Origin of the sequence: Solwaraspora sp. WMMD937, from assembly GCF_029581175.1 — a bacterium.
In the GTDB taxonomy this organism is placed as follows: Bacteria; Actinomycetota; Actinomycetes; order Mycobacteriales; family Micromonosporaceae; genus Micromonospora_E.
Genome location: NZ_CP120738.1, coordinates 1,418,226 through 1,438,586, shown reverse-complemented (window position 1 = coordinate 1,438,586; position 20,361 = coordinate 1,418,226). Strand labels below are relative to the sequence as shown.

Here is a 20,361-nt window from a genome sequence, read left to right as displayed (position 1 = left end):
CCTGTTCGCGGCGCCACGGCCCTGCGTAGCTTCGCCGCATCGTCGCCCGCCAGACAGGATCGAGCCGCCATGCCTGAGACCCCGGTACTGCCTCCGACCGACGTGCCGCCGCCCGAGCAGCTGCGCGCCCTCGATTTCCTGCTCGGGCACACCAGGTGCGTGGGCGAGACCCCGGCCGACGGATCGGCGCCGACGGTCATGCACATGTACGGCGAGCCGACCCTGGGCGGGCACTACCTCAACGTCGATGTGGCGTGGCCGGGCACCATGTCCGGCCGCTGGATCTTCGGCTGGAACCCGCTCGACGGGCTCATCAACATCTACTACGTCGCCGACTCCGGCACCCAGGGCACGGCGGCGTCGGCGGGCTGGCAGAACGGAGAGCTCACCGTCACGGGCTCCTACTCGGTGGTCGAGGTGGGCGGACGCCGTACGGTCCGGGACGTGTTCCGCCTGGTCGATGACGGCCACTTCACCATCACCTCGTTCGTGCGCTCACCGGACGACGACCGCTGGGTCCCGCTCGATGTCTACGACTGCCGCCGCGTCTGATCCCGAAACGATGAACCTGACAGGAGACCTTCGGTGACCATCGGTCGAACCCTGCCGGAGCAGGTCTACAGCCCCGATTTCACCCGCGATCCGTACGCGGTTTTCGCCCAGCTGCGCGAACAGGCTCCGGTCTGCCGCGTGACCACCCACCGGGGCATGAACGCCTGGCTGGTGACCCGCCACGCCGACGTGCGCGCGTTGCTGGCCGACAGCCGGCTGGCCAAGGACGGCAACCGCATCGGCGAGCTGATGCCCCGGCACAGCAGGCTCACCGGCGCCGTCACGGGCTTCCCGCCGGGCCTCACCACCAACATGGTCAACAGCGATCCGCCGGACCACACCCGGCTGCGGCACCTGGTCGGCCGGGAGTTCACCGGGCACCGGGTGGAAAGCCTGCGTCCGCGGATCGAGGACATCGTCGACGAACTGCTCGACGATGTCGCCGCCGGAGGGGACACGGCGGACCTGGCCGAGACGCTGTCGCGGCGCCTGCCGATCGCGGTCATCGGTGAGCTGCTGGGCGTGCCCGAGGCCGACCGGGTGGAGTTCTTCCGCTGGGCCGACACCCTGTACGGCGGCACGGCGTCGCCGGAGGAGCTCGGCCAGGCCTACAACTCGATCGTCGACTACCTCGGCCGGCTTTGCGACGCCAAGCGCGACGTGCCCGCCGAAGACCTGCTCACCGCGCTCGTCCAGGTCAGCGCCGACGAGGACCGGCTGTCGCGCGAGGAACTCGTGTCGATGGCGTTGCTGCTGCTGGTGGCCGGGCACGAGACGACCAGCAAGCAGATCAGCAACGGGGTGCTGGCCCTACTGCTCAACCCGGAGCAGTGGGAGCTGTTGAAGGCCCAGCCCGCGCTCACCGCCGGCGCGGTCGAGGAGCTGCTGCGGTTCGAGGGGCCGAGCCTCTCCGCCAGCCTTCGCTTCACCACCGAGCCGGTGGAGGTGGCCGGCGTGGTCATCCCCGAGGGCGAGTTCGTCCTCCTGTCGCTGGCCTCGGGCAATCGCGACCCTGAGAAGTTCCCCGACCCCGACCGGCTGGACATCACCCGCTCGACGCAGGGCAACCTGGCGATGGGCCACGGCATCCACCACTGTGTCGGCGCCGCGCTCGCCAGGCTCGAGTTGGAGATCGTCCTCGGCCGTCTGGTGTCCCGGTTCCCGCAGCTGAAGCTGTCCATCGCGCCCGGCGACCTCGACTGGCTGGTGAACTCCTTCTTCCGCGCCCCCCTGCACCTACCAGTGTCGCTCACGGGCTGACCGCCGCCGGTCACACCGCTGTCCAGGACCCTCAACCCCGTCGGTCGATCCGATGTGGCGTCGCGACCCGGTCGCAGCGCCACCGACCGGCGTAGCTCCGCCGCCCCGGCGGCACAACAGACAAGAGGCTGACTTGGAAACCCCCGAAGATGTGACCACCACGGAGCAGACCCTCACCGAGCGGCTCGTCGCCGGGGACGAGCAGATCCGGCGGGCCCAGGTCAGTGCCGAGGTCTCGGCCGCGATGCGGGTGCCGGGCCTGTCGCAGGCCCAGATCGTGGCCGCCGGCTTCACGGGGTACGCCGACCGTCCCGCCCTGGGCGAACGTGCCCGCGAAGCCGTCACCGACCCGGTCACCAGGCGCACCACCCACCGGTTGCTGCCGCGCTTCGACACCATCACCTACGGCGAGCTGTGGTCGCGGGTGCTCGCGACCGCCGCCGGCTGGTCACACGACCCGGACGCCCCGCTGCGCCCTGGCGCCTTCGTCGTCTCGGTCGGCTTCCCCGGCGCCGACCTCGCGACAGTCGAGCTCGCGGTCCTGCACACCGGCGCGGTCAGCGTGCCGCTGCAGGTGAGCTCCTCGGCCGAGCAGTTGCGCCCGATCCTCGACGAGGCCGCCCCGCTCATCGTGGCCACGAGCGTCGACCGGGTCGCCGTGGTGACCGCGGCGGTGGCGGGCAGCACGTCCGTACGCCGGATCCTGGTCCTCGACCACGACGCCGCGATCGACGACCACCGGGAGGCCGTGGCCGCAGCGCGATCGGCGCTCACCGGCAGCCTGATCGTCGTCCACACGCTCGCCGAGATGATCGATCGCGGGCGCAATCTGCCCGCCCCGGAGCCGTACGCGGCACCGGAGGGAGAGGACCCCCTGTCGCTGCTGATCTACACCTCGGGCAGCACCGGCACGCCCAAGGGCGCCATGTTCCCGGAGAGCATGACCCGCGCCAACTGGGTGCGTTTCGACCCCAAGCCGACAGACATGGCGGTCATCCGGCTCCACTACATGCCACTGAGCCATAACGTCGGCCGTATCGTGCTGTTCGAGGCGCTCGCCGTGGGCGGCACCGCCTATTTCACCGCGCGTAGCGACCTGTCCACTTTCCTGGAGGACGCCGCCCTTGTCCGCCCCACCGACCTGTTCCTCATCCCGCGACTGTGCGACATGCTCGCCCAGCGCTACGACAGCGAACAGGCCCGCCGCGGCGTCACGCCCGCCGACTCAGACGGCGTTCAGCGGATTCTCACCCACCTGCGCGAGGTCGTCCTCGGTGGCCGGGTGACCCGCGCGATGTCGCTGTCCGCCCCGCTGAGCCCGCAGCTGCGCCGGTTCGTGGAGTCCTGCCTCGGCTTCGCGGTGCACGACGTCTTCGGGTCGACCGAGGCCGGCGGGCTGCTCGTCAACGGCCGGGTGCTGCGCCCGCCGGTGCTCGACTACCGCCTGGTCGACGTCCCCGACCTCGGCTACTTCACCACCGACCGCCCCTATCCCCGCGGCGAGTTGCTGGTGAGGACGGCGACCATCATCCCCGGCTACTACAAGCGCCCTGAGCTCAACGCCACCCTGTTCACCGAGGACGGCTTCTACCGCACCGGCGACATCATGGCCGAGTACGGTCCCGACCACCTCGGCTACCTCGACCGCACCAAGAGCGTGCTGAAGCTGTCGCAGGGGGAGTTCGTGGCCGTGTCCCGGGTGGAGGAGTTGTTCGCGGCCGACCCGCTGATCCGGCAGATCTACGTCTACGGCAACAGCGCACGGCCGTACCTGCTCGCCGTGGTCGTACCCACCGATAGAGCGTTGGAGTCCTTGTTGGACGAGCGGGCGCTCACGACAGCGCTCGGCCAGGCGCTGCAGCGGATCGGGCAGGAGCACGGGCTGCACGCGTACGAGGTTCCGCGTGACTTTCTCGTGGAGACGACTCCGTTCAGCACTGCCAACGGGCTGCTCTCCGACATCCGCAAGCCATTGCGCCCGAAACTCAAGGCCCACTACGGCCCCCGCCTCGAAGCGCTCTACACGGAACTCGCCGAACGCGAGGCAGAGCGGATCCACGCCCTGCGCGACGCCGGCCCCGGGCAACCCGTGCTGCCCGCCCTGCGTGAGGCCGCCCGGGCGCTCCTCGGCCGCCCCGCGGCGGCGCTCGCCCCGGACGCCCGCTTCGTCGACCTGGGCGGCGACTCCCTGTCGGCCCTCGCCCTGTCCCAACTGCTGAGCGACATCTTCGAGGTCCCCGTCCCGGTCGGCATCCTGATCAGCGCCACAGGCACGCTGAGTTCCGTGGCGGCCTGGATCGAGGCCGAGCGCGCCGCTGCCGGATCAGACACCGGCCGGGCGACGTTCGCCTCCGTGCACGGCCCGAGCGCGACCCGCGTACGCGCCGACGATCTGACCCTCGACAAGTTCCTCGGTGTGGCAATCCGCGCTGCGGCGCCCTCGCTCCCCCGGGCGTCGTCGTCCGACCCGGATGTGGTGCTGCTGATGGGTGCGACCGGCTACCTGGGCCGGTTCCTGGCCCTCGAGTGGCTGGACCGGCTCTCCCGTACGGGCGGCACGCTCGTCTGCCTGGTGCGCGCCGCCGACGACGCCGAGGCCGCGCGGCGCCTCGAGCGGGTCTTCGACTCCGGCGACCCCGAGCTGCTCGAGCGCTTCCGCTCACTGACCGGGCATCTGCGCGTGCTGGCCGGCGACGTAGCCGAACCCGGGCTCGGTCTGCCCTGTGCGGCGTGGCAGGAACTCGCCGAGACAGTGGACCTGATCGTGCACGCCGCAGCCCTGGTCAACCACATTCTCCCGTACGAGCAGCTGTTCGGGCCCAACGTGGCGGGCACGGCGGAGCTCGTACGCCTCGCTGTCAGCGAACGGGTGAAGGGCATCGCTTATCTCTCCACCGTGGCCGTCATCGCGTCGCAGACCTCGGCCCCCGACGAGGACGCAGACATCCGGCTGGCCAGTCCGGAGCGGGTCCTCGACGACAGCTACGCGAACGGCTACGCGGCAAGCAAGTGGGCCGGCGAGGTGCTCCTGCGGCGCGCCCACGAGGAATGCGGCGTGCCGGTCAGCGTCTTCCGCTCGGACATCATCCTGGCCCACTCCCGGTACGCCGGGCAGCTCAACGTCCCGGACATGTTCACCCGCCTGCTGCTGAGCATCCTGGCGACCGGCATCGCCCCAGCGTCGTTCTACCGCACCGGCCCCGACGGCGAACGCCGGCCCGCGCACTACGACGGCCTGCCGGTCGACTTCACCGCAGCGGCGGTCACCGCCCTGGGCGTCACCGGGGAGTACCGCACCTTCAACGTGCTCAACCCGCACGAGGACGGCATCGGGCTGGACACCTTCGTGGACTGGCTCATCGCTGCCGGCCATCCGGTGCAGCGCATCGCGGACCACGACGAGTGGCTGATTCGCTTCGCCGCGGCCATGCGTGGACTGCCCGAACGCCAGCGCCGGCACTCGGTCCTGCCGCTGCTGCACGCGTACGCCGAGCCCACCCCGCCGATCCCCGGAGTCGGACTGCCGACCAACAGGTTCCGCGCTGCCGTCGAGGCCGCCAAGGTGGGCCCCGGCAACGACATCCCGCACCTCGACGCGGCCCTCATCACCAAGCACGCCGACGACCTGCAGCGGCTCGGCCTGCTCTGACCGCCGGCCCGGACGGCGAGAAGCGTGGGTGCCATGCTTGAAGTCCGTACCGTGCGGTGGTGACGGACGGTATCGCCACAGAGCTTGCAGCACTACCACCGGGCCAACGAACTCTGGTCGGGCTCGTACTTCGCGGGCTCCGTCGGCGGCGCGCCACCGAACAACGTGAAGCAGTACATCGAGCAGCAGAACCGTCCGGTTCAGAGCACTGCTCGGACCCTGGCGGCCCTCCCAGCGCGGGCCTCACCCCCAGCCTGAAGGCCGGAGCACTGGCCCGCATTCCGGTAGCAACCGGTGGTCGACCCCTGAGTCCCTCACCAACGACCAGCCTCGATCGGGCTCGGCGAACGCGGCTCCGCAGAACCGGCCCGCCCGACAAGATCACAGTCTGGTCGTGAACCTCGGGGCAGGGTCGGTTCGTCATGTTGATGAAGCCTGCTGGCGGGCACGGACGATGCGGGCCGATCAAGGTTCGGCGACGGAAGCAGAGATGACGACATGCAGATGGACCGAACACAGGCATCGGGTTCGGCGGCGCTCCGCTGGCTCCGCGACACGGTCGCCATCGTCGGCGATGCCGAGGGTGGGACGATCGCGGAACTGGCCCGGTCGATCCCTCCGGTCGCCGGCGTTGTAACGGTCGTTGGGCAGCTCAGCGGACCGGCGGACTGGCGAGCGGTTACCGAGTCGCTCCCGATCGCGGTTCCCCCGCGCACCTCGGCGATGCTGGCTGTCGCCGGCGCCGGCTCAGCGGCGGTCGGCGTGGCGGGCCCGGCCCCGGCGGCGGTGGTCGCCGAACAGCTCGGGTCCGAGGTGCTGGCCCCGGCCGGTAGGCTACTCCTGGTTCCCGGTGCTGCACTGTTCGCCGCCGAAGGGTTCCGACGGTTCCGCCCGGGGGCAGCGCCGGTTCCCGCCGGGCGGCGGCACCCGGCGCCCGCCTGGGAGGCCACCATAGATTCTCTCTCGGCGGGCGGCAGCCACGGTCTGACCCGGGTCGCGATCCCGGCTGGCCTGTGGGTCTATCCGCAGCGACCGGATACGACCGCACCGGGACCGGACGATCTGGCCTACGCCATCCCGGTCGATGTGGAGCGGCCGGTCCTGCTGGTCGGGCGCCCCGGTCACCCGACACCTGATGTGGACGAGGTGGCGGCAGTGGTCGACGCCCTCCCGGTCGAGCTCCGTACCCGCCTGATCGTCGTGCCCTACGGCCCCGGAGCGATGGTCTGCCGAGAGCTGACCCGGACACTGTGTGACCGCTGGCGCGGCACCGTCACGATGGCTACCGGTCTGCCGACGCTGGACACGGCTGGCCGGACGGTGGCGATCGCTGTCGACGCCGAACCGGCACGCTGCTGGCCGCAACCCGTCCGCCAGATTGTCTTCCCGCCGTCCGGGGTGCCTCGGGTGATAGGGCCGGTCGAGGCGCTCGCCAGCCTGGCCTCTGCTGGATCCGCTCCGGCCGAGACCACCATCTACCGGTGGAACGAGCGATGGGTGGTCGAGGCCGTACAGTGCGGGTTGTGGGTCCGCCCGCCGTTCGCCGGCCGACACGGTCCGGTGGTGCGTGACCGACCGTGGAATCCGGGCAGACTGGAAGTCTTCGTCGGAGTGCCCGGCAACCCGCCAGGCGACGACGTCCGGTCGGTGATACACGAACTGTTGGCCCGGCTGCCTGCCGCGGCTCGTCGGCGGGTCGTCATCTCCCCGGTGGAGGTGGCGAGAGACCTGGGGCTGGGCCTCGCACCGAGTAACGACGCGCCCGACATCGTGCTCGTCAACGACGGAACTGAACCGCCCGAGTGGTGGCGGGCCGATCCGCGGCTGTTCTCCGTACTGGTTGGCTCCGCTGCCGGTGACCAGGTGGTGACCCAGGCCGGTGAGGTAGGACCGGGCGAGCTCGGCGAGATCGTCGCGACGCACGATGGATGGGCCGGGCGGCCGATCCTGTTGCTGTCGGCTGATCCGGTGCCACGCGAGTTCTGCCAACGGCTGTCCGACCAGCTCCAGGCAGCGGTGGTCAACGGCGGCCCGCCCAACGGTGACTGGTCAGCAGTCCTGCCCCGGCGGATCGGGCGGGACGAGCCGAGATCGGTTCAGCTCACCGGCGCGTTTCCGTTTTCGGACGACGACCTGACGGCACTGGTCGAGGTGCCGCTGGGAGAATCGGCTCGGGCGGGCCGACCGGCGGACTTCGGTATCCGGTCGACGCTGGACCTACGAGTCAAGCGGGATGCTGCCGGCGAGGTGCATCACCGGGACGCAATGCCGTCGACCACCACGCCCATGCCCGACCCGGTACTCGTGGTCGGTCGGGGCCCGGACGCCGACCGACCGTTCCGATTGTTCGACATCCCGGCCGGAGTGTGGTTCGTAGCCACCGCGGTCGCGACGCAACGGCCGGGATGGGCGCACAGTGGCGTCCGGATCAGGCTGGACGTCGAGCAGATCGACCAGGTGAACCTTCAGTTGCTCGCCAACTACCTCGGTGCCGAGGTCATGGTGCCTGCTGACCGGCTCCACGACCATCCAGGCGGAGACACCGCAGGCATGTGGCATACGCGATCCCGCTCGCCAGCAGCGCACCGCAGTGATCCGGCGCGGGCGTACGCCGACCTACCACAGGCCGAGCATCCGGACGTCACGGCCGGCATCCGGTACGCAGTCGCCCTGCGCGGCCTACCAGATCGTGCGGTACCTGCGGGTCCGCCGGTCGTGTCGAATCCGCCGGTCGTGTCGAATCCGCCCGTCGCGCGCGCCCTGCTCGAACGGCCGGCACCGGTCTCTCGGCCCGCCGCGCGTGGCGAACAGGCGTGGGCCCCTGTCGAGGCGCCGGGCGACCGAGTCGGTCCGGCGCCCGGCGGTCCGCTCGTCAACCGTCTCCACCAGCGAGCAGATGACGCCGGTCTAGCCGACCCTGAGACTGACGACGTCACCGAGCCGTCGGCTCATCCGACATCTGAGGTGGTCCCCGCCGGGGTGGCCCCGACGGAAGTCGGGGCTGGGGAACCAGACGAAGTCGAGTCCGGGCCGGCGGCGGCCATCACCGAGCGGGACGCCGGGACGCCCGAGTCGCTGGTGACCCCGGGCCCGACGCGGCAGAAGCCGGTCACCGACCGGCCGCCGGCTCTGATCCCTGTGCCGGTACCGGCACTGTCCGCTCCCACGGTACCGCTCCGGGTTTCGGCACCCGCCGAACAGCCGGCCACACTGCACACCCGGCGGCATGTGCGGGCTGGTCTCGTGGCGGCGGCATTCGTCGCGATCGTGGCGCTAGCCAGCGGTGCTGCGACGCAGATGCTGGATGCCGACGACGCGGTGGCCGAGCCACCCCCGTCGGACCTTCAGGTGACGACCGCACTGGCACCGACACTGGCGGCCATGCCCGGGGCCGACAGCGTCGAATCGGCTACCCCGCCGGTCACCCCGGTCGGGTCCACCCCGGCCGCCGCGCCGTCGACGGTTGCAGTCGGCCGGACAGAACCGGCACCGGGGCCGACGACCGCCGGCCCGCCGGCTCCGGACCGGACCAGCGCCCCGGCACCGGCCCCGGTCCGGACGACCGCCCCTGCCACGCCGGTCAGCGGGCGGACGAACTCGGGCGGTCGCAATCTGGCCCTCGGTGCCTCGGCGACCGCATCCAGCATCGAGGGCACGAACTGGGCGGCGAAGCTCGCCGTCGACGGCGACGGGAGCACCCGGTGGAGCAGCGCGTGGCAGGACCCGCAGTGGATCAAAGTTGATCTCGGTGAAAACTGGGTCGTTACCGAGGTACGCCTGTCCTGGGAGTCCGCTCACGCGTCGGCCTACCGTGTGGAGTTGTCCCGCGACGGGGTGAACTGGACGACGGTGTTCAGCACCAGCAACGGGACGGGCGGCAGCCTGGTCGTCGATGTGCCGTCGCTCGTTGCCCGCTATGTACGCATGTACGGCACCTCCAGATCGGGCACCTACGGGTACTCGTTGTACGAGTTGGAAGTACGTTGACGCCGAGGGGTTCGTGCGCCGCCGCCTGCGGCGGTGCACGAAGCCCAAGCACGGGAACGGATCTGGAACCGGCATGACGCGCGTTTGGTACTTGGACTGCGACGCCCGACGACGAGCGGTACCCGGAGCTGCTGAAGGACCGAGGCCAGCGGACAAGACGTGCGCCGACGGTGCGGCCGTGATGTCGCCGATCACGCGCAACCGCAGCTCGGTAGTGGACGAACTTCTAAATGAAGCCGCCCGGAATGGCCGGGTTGCAATCGGCGGCGAGCATGCTCACCCGGCCCGGCCTTCCCCCGCACTGCGTACCACCCTGCAGTCCGGGCTGCAGCCGTCAACGCCGACACGGTCGTGGGCGCCTGGGGTGTTCGCCGGGTGCTCCCCGCATAACGGACCATATCCGGCAAGTCTGGCCGGGTAGAGGGTGGACCAAAGATTGATTGAGAACTATTTTCCCTGTTCACACAGTGGGCCGCCTGGGACTCGAACCCAGAACCTAAGGATTAAAAGTCCTCAGCTCTGCCGATTGAGCTAACGGCCCGTCAAGGGCCAACCCTACTCTGCCTGGCCGTGGCCTCTGCATCCGCCCGTCTGCTGCCCGGGTCTCGGCCGGTCAGGCGGCCTTTGTGCGTCGGCGGCGGGCAACCAGCGCGGCCGCCGCCGCCTTGTCCGATCGACCTGGAGCTCGACGATGACGGAGGTGCAGCTGGTGCTGGTGGAGTGGCCGAGGCGTTTCCTAGACGTCGGTGAGGTCGGGGTCAACCCAACTGCAAAACGGGCGAAGCTGATGGGTGAAGCGGAGCTACCGCTGGAGCGCGTCCGTTTCAATCCCCGCCGACTGCTCGGGCTGCGTCTGGCGGCGACGGCGCTTGAGGATCATGTCCCGCACAGTACGGCGCAGGTCCGGTGGGATCAGCCAGATCTGGGCGAACGTGAGGTAGTCCAACGTACCCGGCTGCCCGTGCCGGCGCGCCTCACGCAACAGTGTCGCGAAGATCTTGCCACTGCGGGTCGGTGCCGCCATCGAGCTGATCACGCTCATTGTGAGCGCGGCGTACGCGCGGGGCGTCATCAGCGGACGGCTGCGCCGCAGCCACTCGAACTGTGCCTGCCACGGCGAGTCCAGGCTGATCCGTGGCCGGTTCTCATCCTGATGCCAGATGACCAGCGGCTCGTCGGCGAAGGTGAGCGCGACGTCGTCGTGACTCAGCGCGCGCAGCGACCAGTCGAGCTCCTGCATCCGGGGCACCGTCGGATCGAACGGCACCCGGCGGAACAGCTCGGTCGGCGCCATGATCGTCGACGTCTGGATGAAACCGTCGCCGTGGAACAATCCGCGCCGGACGGTGAAGTACTCGCTCGGCGGCTCACCCGGATCCGGTAGCCGCCGGGGAATCACGAACTCGGCCCGTGGGGTCCGGTTGACCAGCCGGCTGGCGACGATCGGCAGCGGCGCGGACGCCTTGCGGGCCACGTCGAGCTGGGCGGCGATCTTGTGCGGCAGCCATTCGTCGTCGTCGTCGAGCAGCGCCACCCAGGGTGCGCGGGCCTGTCGTACCCCCGCGTTGCGGGCCGCCGGCGCGCCGCCGCTGGCCGACAGCTCGACCACCCGCAGCCGGGCGTCGGCGACCGCGTCGAGCGCGGACCGGGTCGCCGCATCGGGCCCGTCAACCACGACGATCACCTCGATGTCCTCGACACTCTGCGCTAAGGCGCTGTGAGCGGCGCGGGTCACGAGGTCCGGGCGGTTGCGGGTCGGGATGACCACGCTGACGGCTGGGGTATCGGACATCACGCCTGACGATGGCGACCGTGAGCGACCATTGGGTGAAATCTGGGTAGTCATCATCCGTACGGGTCGGGAACACCCTCGGCGACCGGACGACGCACCGGCACCGACCCGGCATCGCGTCCCGGCGCCCGGCTTGTCGAGGCCCGAGGAGTGGACCGGGCCGGCACCGCCCCCTGGCTAGACTCCGGCCGCAGCCTGTGGAGGGAGCGGAGTGACCAAGGTTCTGTTCATCGCGGCGTGGGGACGCAGCGGCACCACCATCTTGGACAACATTCTGAACTCGTACGAGTCGGTCTTCACCGTCGGTGAACTCACCTACCTCTGGCTCCGCGGGCTGCAGCAGCGCCGGCCGTGCGGCTGCGGCGTCCCGGTCACCGAATGCCCGCTCTGGCAGGAGATCCTCCGCGCCGCGTACGGGGACGACCCGCCGTCGGCCACCGAGGTGTACGCGCTGCAGCGGCGCGCGCTGCGGGTCCGCCACACGCCCACCCTCCTACGCACCCGGCCCGCCCCCGACGTCGAGCGCTACCGACGGCTGATGGCCTCGCTCTACCGTGCCGTCGCGGACGTCACCGGGGCCACGTTGATCGTCGACTCGTCCAAGTCGCCCGCCGACGCCGCGATGTTGTCGGGCGTCGCCGGGGTGCAGCCGTACCTGCTGCACGTGGTGCGCGACCCACGGGCGGTGGCGTACTCCTGGTCCCGGACGACCTCCCACCACGATGCCTCGACCCCCGGCCTGACCCACCACCACAGCCCGGCCGAGAGCAGCCGGCTGTGGCTCGGCTGGAACCTGCTGATCGAGCGGACCGCCCGTGCCTTTCCCGGCCGGCACCGACGGCTGCGGTACGAGGATTTCATGGTCGAGCCCCGGGACACCGTCGAAGGTCTGCTCCGCTTCGTCGGCCTGCCGGAGGAGATCGTGTCACCGCCGGCCGGCGGGCCGTTCGTCGACCGGCGTACCGTGCGGTTGCGCCCCAACCACACGGTCTCCGGCAACCCGAGCCGGTTCCGTACCGGCGAGGTGTCGCTGAAGTTGGACGATCGCTGGATCGACCAGCAAGCCCGGGGCCAGCGGCTGATCTCGACCACGGTGTCGATGCCGTTGCTGCCCCGCTACCGCTACCCGCTGTGGCCGGCTCTGCGCCGCACCGCCGACCCGGCCCACTGAGCACGGACCCGCCGGCCCGCCATCCAGGCAACCACCACCGTCGCCTTGGCCAGCGACCGTACGCCTGCCACCTCGACCGTCGTCGGCACCAGCGCGGCAGATGTCCGGCGACGCCGGGACGGCCGGGGCATGCCGTTCGCCAGGTCGGCCACCTCGAACCGGGTGAGATCCACGACGCCGACCTCCTCGGCGGGCACGTCGCGGTGCCCGTACACCGAGGTCACCGCGTCGAACAGCGGCTCGTCGGCGGACCGCACCCAGCGCGCCCGCCCGAGCGCCGCGGTCCGCCACAGCCGTACGCCGGCCTCCCGCACCGGGTCCGCTCCGGGCTCGCCGACGCCGACCCGGACCACACCGGCCTGGTGGCGGTCGGCGACGTCGATCAGCCGGCGCAGGGCGTCCGGTGCCAGGCCGTACGCGGCCGGCAGGTCCAGCAGGTACGGCGCGGGAAAGACGCTGGCGGGCCGCTCGGCGGCCAGCCGGACCCGGGGTTCACCCCGGTAGGTCGCGGTGATCAGTCGCAGGTCGCGCAGCGGGTCGGTGAGCACCCGTATCCGCGCGTCGTCGAGCTGGTCCCACGGGCCGACCAGGGTGACCCGGATGTCGTGTTCGGTGCCGCGCAGCACCGAGTCGACGGCCGCCCGTACCCGTTCCAGCGGCTGGTCACCGATTTCCGTCACCACCTCGACGAGCGGGACCGACCAGGATGTCCCGCCCACCTTGCGCCAGCTGCGTGGGTACGGGATCCGGTCGGCGAAGAACGGGCGGTTCCAACGGGCGATTTCTTTGCGGGCGCGCATCACGTGGGTCCGCCCCAGATGCCAGCTCCGCGCGGCCGGCTCCGGCACGAACACGGCACCCGCCTGGGCCAGCCGGTAGCCGAACTCGGTGTCCTCGCCCAGCCGCAGCTGCGCGTCGAACCCGCCGGCCCGCTGGTACAGCTCGCGGCGCAACGCGGCGGTCGCGCCGACGTGGATCTTGAACGCATGATGGTCGGCGATGCGCAGCTGGTCGGTCTGGTTGACGTACCGCTCGACGTAGCTGTGCGGCTCACCTGGGTCGCCACCGAACAGGTCCGTTGCCGCGCCGCGAGCCAGCGTCCGCGCGACTGTCTCCACCGAAGGCCACCGCCCGTCGCCGTCCGGGTCGACGAAGCGCTTGTAACCGAGGGTGACCGCGTACGGCAGCACATGCTGCCAGCGGACCTGGGCCGCCACATGCTCGGGGAAGGCGATCATGTCGGCGTCCAGCCAGTGCAGGATCTCGCCGGTGCTGTGCGCGACGCCGCAGCGCAGGGCGGCGGCCCGTCCCCAACCGGCCTCGCCGTCGGCGCCGACCCGGACGATCTTCGTCCGCGCCGGCCGGACCTCGGGCAGGGTCAACGGCGGGTCCGAGCCGTCGTCGGCCACGACGACCTCGAGCAGGTCCGCCGGGTACGTCTGCCGGCTCAACGACGCCAGGGTCAGATCCAACGTGGGCTGGCAGTTGTAGGCCGGGATGACGACGCTCACCGTCATCGTGGGCCGCCAGCTGTCCAGATCGGGTACGGCCACCGACGACCAGTCGTTGCGGACGACCCGTGGGACACCGCCCGCCGGCTGCCCGACTGCCCCGGAACCGGTTCCGTCCGCCGTGGTTGATCCGTCTGCCTGCGCCACGGGCAGAAGTTAGCAGGGGAAGGTGACCACCGGACGACACGCACCGCACGTACGGCCGGCGGGGTGTCGCGCCGGCTTCAGCTGAACTGCGTACGCGGCCGTTGCTGGGCGACGCCGTCGACGTACAGGTCGACCTTTTCGCTGTAGAAGCAGGCCAGACCGGCGATCTTCTGGCTCTCCGGCAGCGGCGCGCGGTAGATCCAGACCAGGTCGTCGTACGTCCGCTCGCCGAGCCGCACCGACCAGTACTCGGCGGTACCCTTGTACGGGCAGTGGGTGCGGGTCTGCGACGGCATCAGCAGGTCCCGCCGCAGGTCGGTCAGGGGCAGGTAGTAGCGCGGCGGCAGCCCGGTCTCGAACAGGATCCGGGGAGAGCCGGAATCGGCCAGCGTCACCCCGTCGAGCTCCACCCGCACCCGCCGGCTGCTGGCCAGGATGTCTACCCGGGTGTACGGATCACGCGGGTGCGTGTAGACCAGCTCATCCTCCTCCAGCCAGTCGTCCATCGCCGCCCAGTCCAGCCGTACCGCGTCGCGTAGCTGCGGCAACGGTGAGTCGGGGTAGCGGCGGGCGGCTCCGGCGGCGGTCCGGCCGTCCCCGGTGACCACGTCGAGGATCTCGGCGGTGCCCCGGCTCGGCGACCGCTCGGTGGCACCGGTCACGACGAGTGACGCGCGGACGTCCGCCGCCGGCAGGTAGTAGGTCGGATAGTAGGGCTTCTCCCAGACCAGGAGCGGGGCGGTCGTGTCGGCCACCACCTCACCGTGCAGGTACACCCGGACCCGTTTCTGGCCCGGTTCCACCCGGACCGCGCCACGCCGGCCCGGGGCCGGGCCGGCGTGGGACGTCTCGTCTCCGCTGTCGGGTCCGTTCACCCCGGAATCGTCCATACCACCGGCAACGATCATCGGGGGGTGGTTGTTTCCCGCTGGCGGAGTCCGGGCTGGGCTCCCGCAGGTCAGGGCTGAAGATCGTCGCAGATGTTGTGCGCGCTGCCGACGGTGAAGCGCAGCGTCCGGTACCCCGACTTGCTGACATCCACGGTGTAGATGCCGTTCGGGACGTACATGCCCCTCGGATAGTTGCCCTTTCCTCCGTGCATGCCCAGCAGGATCGGGCCCCAGACCCGCCAGGTCACGTTGTTGGAGTAGGAGCCGCCCGGCCGGATGTTCAGCACCGAGGTGCCGCTGATGTCCACCTCGACCGACTCCCCGGTAGACGTGTTGGTGATCCGGTAGATGAGCGCTCCGGTGTAGATCTCCCGCTTTGACGAGCCGTCCGGGTACGTGGCCAGCACCATCTTGACCACCCGGTCCAGCACGGGCTCGCCGCGGATCGGGAAGTCACAGGTGATGCCGGCTTCCTGCTCGAAGGGAGCCGATGGCACCGGCACCCAGTCGTCATCGCCCGAAGGTGGACGACCGTTGTCGAGGGCCGCCGATGCGGGTACGGCGGCGAGGAGCACGGCGGTGGCCGTGGCCACTGCGAGGTAAGTGAATCGACGCATGGACCGAGTCTCGAGGGCGGCCCTCACCATCGACTCACCACGATCTTGCCGAACGTGGGCCAGGAGGTCAGGTCGCCGCCGGGTGGCCGCAGGTGGCCTGACTGCAGAACCGACGACGGCCACGCTGGTCGAGGAACAACCAGCCGCAGTGCGGGCCGGGGCAGGCGCACACGGTCGACCGGCGCGGGTCGGCGAGCAGTTCGCCGGCGCTGCGGGCCGCGGCGTGCAGCGGCGCGCTCAGCCCGGCCCGACGGGACGGGTGCCAGCTGCCCAGCCCGTCCGTTCCCCGACGGAACACCGCGTCCCGGGCGGCGTCCTCCACGTACCGGGCGACGGCGGCGAAGGCGCGCGGATCCGCCGGGTCGGTGAGGCAGACGTAGAGCCGCTCGCGCAGCTGGCGGGCCTCGTCCAGCACCGTCGCGGCACCGACCGGATCCTGCGCGGCGGCGGCGAGCAGGCCGGTGACGACGCTGTCGTCGAGCAGATCCTGATGGCCGGCCCAGACAGCGAGCGACGAGTAGCTGCGCAGCCACTCCGCGCCGGGGATCCGCTCACCTCCCCAGCCGGCGTACGTGTTGCAGAACTCCAGCGCTGGATGGCCGCCCACGCTCCACGGCAGCCAGTGGTCGCGGACCCGGACCGCGTACACCGGGGCCGCCGGCCGTTCGAGGCGCGGGTCGCCGACGAGGATTCGCTGGTACACGGTTTCCAGGTCGGGGCCGGGCTCGACGCCGAGTTCGCCGATCAGGGTCTTGCGGGCGCGGTCGTACAGGCGCAGCGCGTCGGCCTGCCGGGCGGACCGGTACAGGGCGGTCATCACGCTCGCGACCAGCGCCTCCCGGCCCGGATGCTGCTCGGCCAGGTCGGTGAGCTCGCGGACCACGCGCTCGTGGTGGCCCATGTCGAGCAGCGACCGCGCGCACGTCTCGGCGACGCTGAGCCGCAGCTCCCGCAACGGTTCGCCGAGCCGTTGCCGCAGCGGCTCGTCGACCAGGTCGGCGAGGATCGGCCCGCGCCACAGGGCCAGGGCGGCACCGCCGAGAAGGACCCGCTCGGCCGGGTCGGTGGTGCCGGCGACCTCCCGGGCCAGGTCGGTGAAGCGGGTCGCGTCGACCTGCCCGGCCGGCACCGCGTAGCCACCACCCTTCGTGGTGATTCGCACCCCGTACGGCGACAGGGCGGCCCGCAGCCGCCCGACGTACGTGTGCACGGCACCGCGGGCGTTCGGCGGCGGTGCACCGTCCCACAGCAGGTCGGTCAGCCGATCGGTGGCGACCGGACGACCGGCTGCCAGCAGCAGGATGGCGAGCAGCAGGCGTTCCTGCCGGCGCCGGCCCACCGATACCGGCCGACCGTCCCGTACCACTTCGAAATTCCCGAGCAGCCTGAACTCCATACTGGAAGGACGCCCCGGCCGGCCGGCTTCGATGTCAACCGCACCGACGGGTTTCACCTCGCGGTACCGTCGGCGACGTGACCGGATTCGCGGCGGTGGTGCTGGCCGGTGGTGCGGCCCGACGGATGGGCGGCGTCGACAAACCGGACGTACCGGTGGGTGGGGTGGCCATGCGGGACCGGGTGCTGGCCGCCGTCGCGGGCGCCGACCCGCGCGTCGTCGTCGGCCCGCTGGCCGACCCGCCGCCGGGTGTCCTGGCGGTACGCGAGGAGCCGCCCGGGGCCGGTCCGGTCGCCGCCACCGCCGCCGGCCTCGCCGCGCTCACCGCCCCGGCCGCGTTCGCCGAGCCGACCGGTCTGGTCGCCGAGCCGGCCAGTCTGGTCGCGCTGCTCGCCGGCGACCTTCCGCTGCTCACCGCCGACGCGGTGGACCTGTTGACGCGGACCGTACGGGCGGGTGGTGTCGACGGGGCGCTCTACGTCGACGCCACCGGTCGGCGGCAACTGCTCTGCGGTGTGTGGCGTACCGAGCGGCTGCGTGCGGCGGTGGCCCGGCTCGCCGCGCAGTGCGGCGGCGGCCTCGTCGGGGCGTCGATGCGGGCGCTGTTCGGTGGCCTGTCCGTCGCCGAGGTGACCTGGTCCGGCACCGGCGCGGCGCCGTGGTTCGATTGCGACACCGACCAGGACGTCCGGCAGGCACGGGAGTGGGTGCGATGAGCGACACGATGACGAGCTGGGTGGCGTCAGCCGCCGCCGAACTCGGGCTCGACCCCGGCGAGGTGCCGGTGCCGGTGGTGCTGGACCTGGCCCGCGACGTGGCGCACAACGTGCTGCGACCGGGTGCGCCGGTCACCGCGTACCTGTTGGGGTTGGCCGTCGGCCGTGGCGCCGATCCGGTAGAGGCCGGTGCCCGGTTGGCCGCCCTGGCCCGTGCCTACGGTGACGGCGAGGTCAGGCCGGCTCCAGGCGGATGACGATCTGCTTGGACGTCGGGGTGTTCGACCCGGCGGCGGTGGAGTCCAGCGGCACCAGCACGTTCGCTTCCGGGAAGTACGCGGCCGCGCAGCCGCGCGCCGTCGGGTAACTCACCACCCGGAAGGCGCTGGCCCGGCGCTCGACCTGATCCGACCACTCCGACACCAGGTCGACCTGGTCGCCGTCAGTGAAGCCGAGCGCGGTCAGATCGTCCGGGTGGACGAAGACCACCCGGCGCCCGCCCCGAATGCCGCGGTAGCGGTCGTCGAGCCCGTAGATCGTGGTGTTGTACTGGTCGTGGCTGCGCATGGTCTGCAGCAGCAGCCGGCCCGGCGGCACCTCGATCACGGTCAACGGGCTGACCGTGAACGCGGCCTTGCCGGACGCGGTGGCGAAGGTCCGCCGGTCCCGGGGCGGATGCGGCAGCACGAATCCGTCCGGCTCGGCGACCCGGCGTTCGAAGTCGGCGAAGCCCGGTACGACGTCGGCGATGGTCGCCCGGATCGCCCGGTAGTCGCCCTGGTACGCCTCCCACGGCACCGGCGAGTCGGGCAGTGTGGCGCGGGCCAGCCGGGCGACGATCGCCACCTCGGAGAGCAGTTGGTCGGAGGCGGGGGCGAGCCGACCCCGGGAGGCGTGCACCGCCGACATCGAGTCCTCGACGGTGACGAACTGGTCGCCGGCGGCCTGCCGGTCCCGTTCGGTGCGGCCCAGGCAGGGCAGGATCAGCGAGGTCGCGCCGGGCACGGTGTGCGAGCGGTTCAGTTTGGTCGACACGTGCACAGTCAACGCGCACGACGCCAGGGCGGCGACCGTCACGTCGGTGTCCGGGCTGGCGGCGGCGAAGTTGCCGCCGAGGGCCATGAAGGCACGTACCTCGCCGTCGCGCATCGCCCGGATCGCGCCGACCGTGTCCAGTCCGGTCGCGGTCGGCATCGGTACGCCGAGTCGCCGGCCGAGCGCCGGCAGCCAGGCCGGCGGCTCGTGCCAGATGCCCATGGTGCGGTCACCCTGCACGTTGGAGTGTCCGCGCACCGGGCAGAGGCCGGCCCCCGGCTTGCCGATCATGCCGCGCAGCAGTTGCACGTTGACGATCTCGCGGATGGCGTCGACCGAGTCCTGCCGCTGGGTCAGCCCCATCGCCCAGCAGACGATGGTCGCGTCGGAGGCGGCGAACAGCTTCGCCACCTCGACGATCTGGGCCCGGTCCAGCCCGGTGGCGGCGGTCACCGCCGACCAGTCGAGCCCGGCGCAAGCCGCGCGGTACTCGGCGTACCCGCTGGTGTGGGTGTCGACGAAGTCGGTGTCGACCGCGTCGTCGGCGACCAGCAGCGCGCCGATCGCCTGGAACAGCGCCAGGTCGCCACCGATACGGATCTGCAGGAAGTGGTCGGCCAGCGGGGTGCCGGCCCCGACCAGGCCGCCGGGGCGTTGCGGATTTCGGAACCGCATCAGCCCGGCTTCGGGCAGTGGGTTGACGGCGACGATGGTGGCGCCGTCCCGTTTGGCCCGCTCCAGCGCGGACAGCATCCGGGGGTGGTTGGTGCCCGGGTTCTGCCCGACTACGAGGATCAGTTTCGCCCGGTGCAGGTCGTCCAGGGTCACCGAGCCCTTGCCGATGCCGATGGTGCTGAGCAGCGCCACCCCGGACGACTCGTGGCACATGTTGGAGCAGTCCGGCAGGTTGTTGGTGCCCAGTGACCGGGCGAACAGCTGGTACAGGAACGCGGCCTCGTTGGAGGTGCGGCCGGAGGTGTAGAACGCGGCCCGGTCCGGGGTGTCCATGGCCCGCAGCTCGTCGGCAACCAGCTGGAACGCGTCGTCCCAGCTGATCGGGGTGTAGTGATCGGCACCCGGTCGGCGCACCACCGGGTGGGTGAGCCGGCCCTGCTGGCCGAGCCAGTGGTCGGAGCGGGTGGCCAGCTCGCTGATCGGGTGCTCGGCGAAGAATTCCGGGGTGACCCGGCGCAGGGTCGCCTCCTCGGCGACCGCCTTGGCGCCGTTTTCGCAGAACTCGGCGTGCGCGCGGCGCTGCGCGGCCGGCTCCGGCCAGGCGCAGCCGGGGCAGTCGAAGCCGCCGGCCTGGTTGACCCGCGCCAGGGTGAGCGCGGTACGGCGTACACCCATCTGGGCGACGCCGGCGCGCAGCGCATGGGTGACGCCCGGCAGTCCGGCCGCGCTGGTCGCCGGCCGGCCGACCCGCAGGTCGCGGTCGCCGGCGTCGTCTCGGGGGGCGGAACGTGCCATGCTGTCACCTTCTCACGTGCTGCGATCCGCCGGCTACGTCGAGAAGGCGCAGGCCAGCGGCGGTACGGCGAGTTGCGATCGGCCAGTGCCGGTTATCCGACGGCAACCGGGGCTAGCCGGTGTGGTGGCTCATCTGGGTAGGGTGTGCGCACAACGGGACTGAGTTGA

At 71.4% G+C, this 20,361-nt stretch carries 13 protein-coding genes, 1 tRNA gene and 1 pseudogene; 8 read left to right on the top strand and 7 right to left on the bottom strand.

Annotation, left to right across the window (positions count from 1 at the left end):
* Nucleotides 1–69: 69 nt before the first annotated feature.
* From O7621_RS06375 to O7621_RS06355, 5 genes and pseudogenes are all read left to right on the top strand, one after another.
* Nucleotides 70–552, top strand: coding sequence for a DUF1579 family protein (locus O7621_RS06375; protein ID WP_282233164.1), 483 nt, complete (start codon nt 70–72; stop codon nt 550–552).
* A 33-nt stretch (nt 553–585) separates the two neighbouring features.
* Nucleotides 586–1,812, top strand: coding sequence for a cytochrome P450 (locus tag O7621_RS06370; RefSeq protein ID WP_282233163.1), 1,227 nt, complete (start codon nt 586–588; stop codon nt 1,810–1,812).
* A 151-nt stretch (nt 1,813–1,963) separates the two neighbouring features.
* The gene (car, locus tag O7621_RS06365; protein WP_282234472.1) at nt 1,964–5,461 is read left to right on the top strand and encodes a carboxylic acid reductase; all 3,498 of its coding nucleotides are present in this window, start codon (nt 1,964–1,966) and stop codon (nt 5,459–5,461) included.
* 93 nt (nt 5,462–5,554) lie between these two features.
* Nucleotides 5,555–5,719, top strand: a pseudogene (locus O7621_RS06360) (transposase); the annotation flags it as partial.
* A gap of 246 nt (nt 5,720–5,965) precedes the next feature.
* Nucleotides 5,966–9,448 carry a discoidin domain-containing protein gene (locus O7621_RS06355; RefSeq protein WP_282233162.1) on the top strand — a complete coding sequence of 1,161 codons (3,483 nt, stop codon included), beginning with the start codon at nt 5,966–5,968 and terminating at the stop codon, nt 9,446–9,448.
* Between the two features lie 468 nt (nt 9,449–9,916).
* On the opposite strand, the gene O7621_RS06350 is transcribed toward O7621_RS06355, so the two are convergent.
* Both O7621_RS06350 and O7621_RS06345 read right to left on the bottom strand, forming a co-directional pair.
* Nucleotides 9,917–9,989 (bottom strand) — tRNA-Lys (locus tag O7621_RS06350).
* A gap of 261 nt (nt 9,990–10,250) precedes the next feature.
* Nucleotides 10,251–11,240 (bottom strand): glycosyltransferase family 2 protein, encoded by a 990-nt coding sequence (locus tag O7621_RS06345; RefSeq protein WP_282233161.1) that lies wholly within the window; start codon nt 11,238–11,240, stop codon nt 10,251–10,253.
* A gap of 211 nt (nt 11,241–11,451) precedes the next feature.
* Here O7621_RS06345 and O7621_RS06340 point away from each other — a divergent pair, with 211 nt between their 5' ends.
* A complete protein-coding gene (locus O7621_RS06340) occupies nt 11,452–12,411 on the top strand; it encodes a sulfotransferase (protein WP_282233160.1) in 960 nt (319 codons plus the stop codon).
* Here the strand turns inward: O7621_RS06340 and O7621_RS06335 are convergent.
* From O7621_RS06335 to O7621_RS06320, 4 genes are all read right to left on the bottom strand, one after another.
* Nucleotides 12,363–14,069, bottom strand: coding sequence for a glycosyltransferase family 2 protein (locus tag O7621_RS06335; RefSeq protein WP_282233159.1), 1,707 nt, complete (start codon nt 14,067–14,069; stop codon nt 12,363–12,365). The two genes, O7621_RS06340 and O7621_RS06335, sit on opposite strands and share 49 nt — an antisense overlap.
* Nucleotides 14,070–14,146: 77 nt before the next feature.
* Nucleotides 14,147–14,944: a DUF427 domain-containing protein gene (locus O7621_RS06330; protein WP_282233158.1), complete on the bottom strand. Its 798-nt coding sequence runs from the start codon at nt 14,942–14,944 to the stop codon at nt 14,147–14,149.
* Between the two features lie 83 nt (nt 14,945–15,027).
* Nucleotides 15,028–15,576, bottom strand: coding sequence for a hypothetical protein (locus O7621_RS06325; RefSeq protein ID WP_282233157.1), 549 nt, complete (start codon nt 15,574–15,576; stop codon nt 15,028–15,030).
* 67 nt (nt 15,577–15,643) lie between these two features.
* Nucleotides 15,644–16,972, bottom strand: coding sequence for a BTAD domain-containing putative transcriptional regulator (locus O7621_RS06320; protein WP_282233156.1), 1,329 nt, complete (start codon nt 16,970–16,972; stop codon nt 15,644–15,646).
* A gap of 77 nt (nt 16,973–17,049) precedes the next feature.
* Here O7621_RS06320 and O7621_RS06315 point away from each other — a divergent pair, with 77 nt between their 5' ends.
* Both O7621_RS06315 and O7621_RS06310 read left to right on the top strand, forming a co-directional pair.
* The gene (locus tag O7621_RS06315; protein WP_282233155.1) at nt 17,050–17,688 is read left to right on the top strand and encodes an NTP transferase domain-containing protein; all 639 of its coding nucleotides are present in this window, start codon (nt 17,050–17,052) and stop codon (nt 17,686–17,688) included.
* A complete protein-coding gene (locus tag O7621_RS06310) occupies nt 17,685–17,945 on the top strand; it encodes a DUF6457 domain-containing protein (RefSeq protein WP_282233154.1) in 261 nt (86 codons plus the stop codon). Before O7621_RS06315 ends, O7621_RS06310 begins: the two co-directional genes overlap by 4 nt.
* Here the strand turns inward: O7621_RS06310 and O7621_RS06305 are convergent.
* A complete protein-coding gene (locus O7621_RS06305) occupies nt 17,923–20,193 on the bottom strand; it encodes an FdhF/YdeP family oxidoreductase (protein ID WP_282233153.1) in 2,271 nt (756 codons plus the stop codon). The genes O7621_RS06310 and O7621_RS06305 overlap by 23 nt on opposite strands.
* Nucleotides 20,194–20,361: the final 168 nt, after the last annotated feature.

Excerpts from the sequence above, each read along its gene's own strand:
- O7621_RS06375 (WP_282233164.1), top strand. The coding sequence starts at position 70 with ATGCCTGAGACCCCGGTACTGCCTCCGACCGACGTGCCGCCGCCCGAG.
- O7621_RS06355 (WP_282233162.1), top strand. The coding sequence starts at position 5,966 with ATGGACCGAACACAGGCATCGGGTTCGGCGGCGCTCCGCTGGCTCCGC.
- O7621_RS06345 (WP_282233161.1), bottom strand. The coding sequence starts at position 11,240 with ATGTCCGATACCCCAGCCGTCAGCGTGGTCATCCCGACCCGCAACCGC.
- O7621_RS06325 (WP_282233157.1), bottom strand. The coding sequence starts at position 15,576 with ATGCGTCGATTCACTTACCTCGCAGTGGCCACGGCCACCGCCGTGCTC.
- O7621_RS06320 (WP_282233156.1), bottom strand. The coding sequence starts at position 16,972 with ATGGAGTTCAGGCTGCTCGGGAATTTCGAAGTGGTACGGGACGGTCGG.
- O7621_RS06310 (WP_282233154.1), top strand. The coding sequence starts at position 17,685 with ATGAGCGACACGATGACGAGCTGGGTGGCGTCAGCCGCCGCCGAACTC.
- O7621_RS06305 (WP_282233153.1), bottom strand. The coding sequence starts at position 20,193 with ATGGCACGTTCCGCCCCCCGAGACGACGCCGGCGACCGCGACCTGCGG.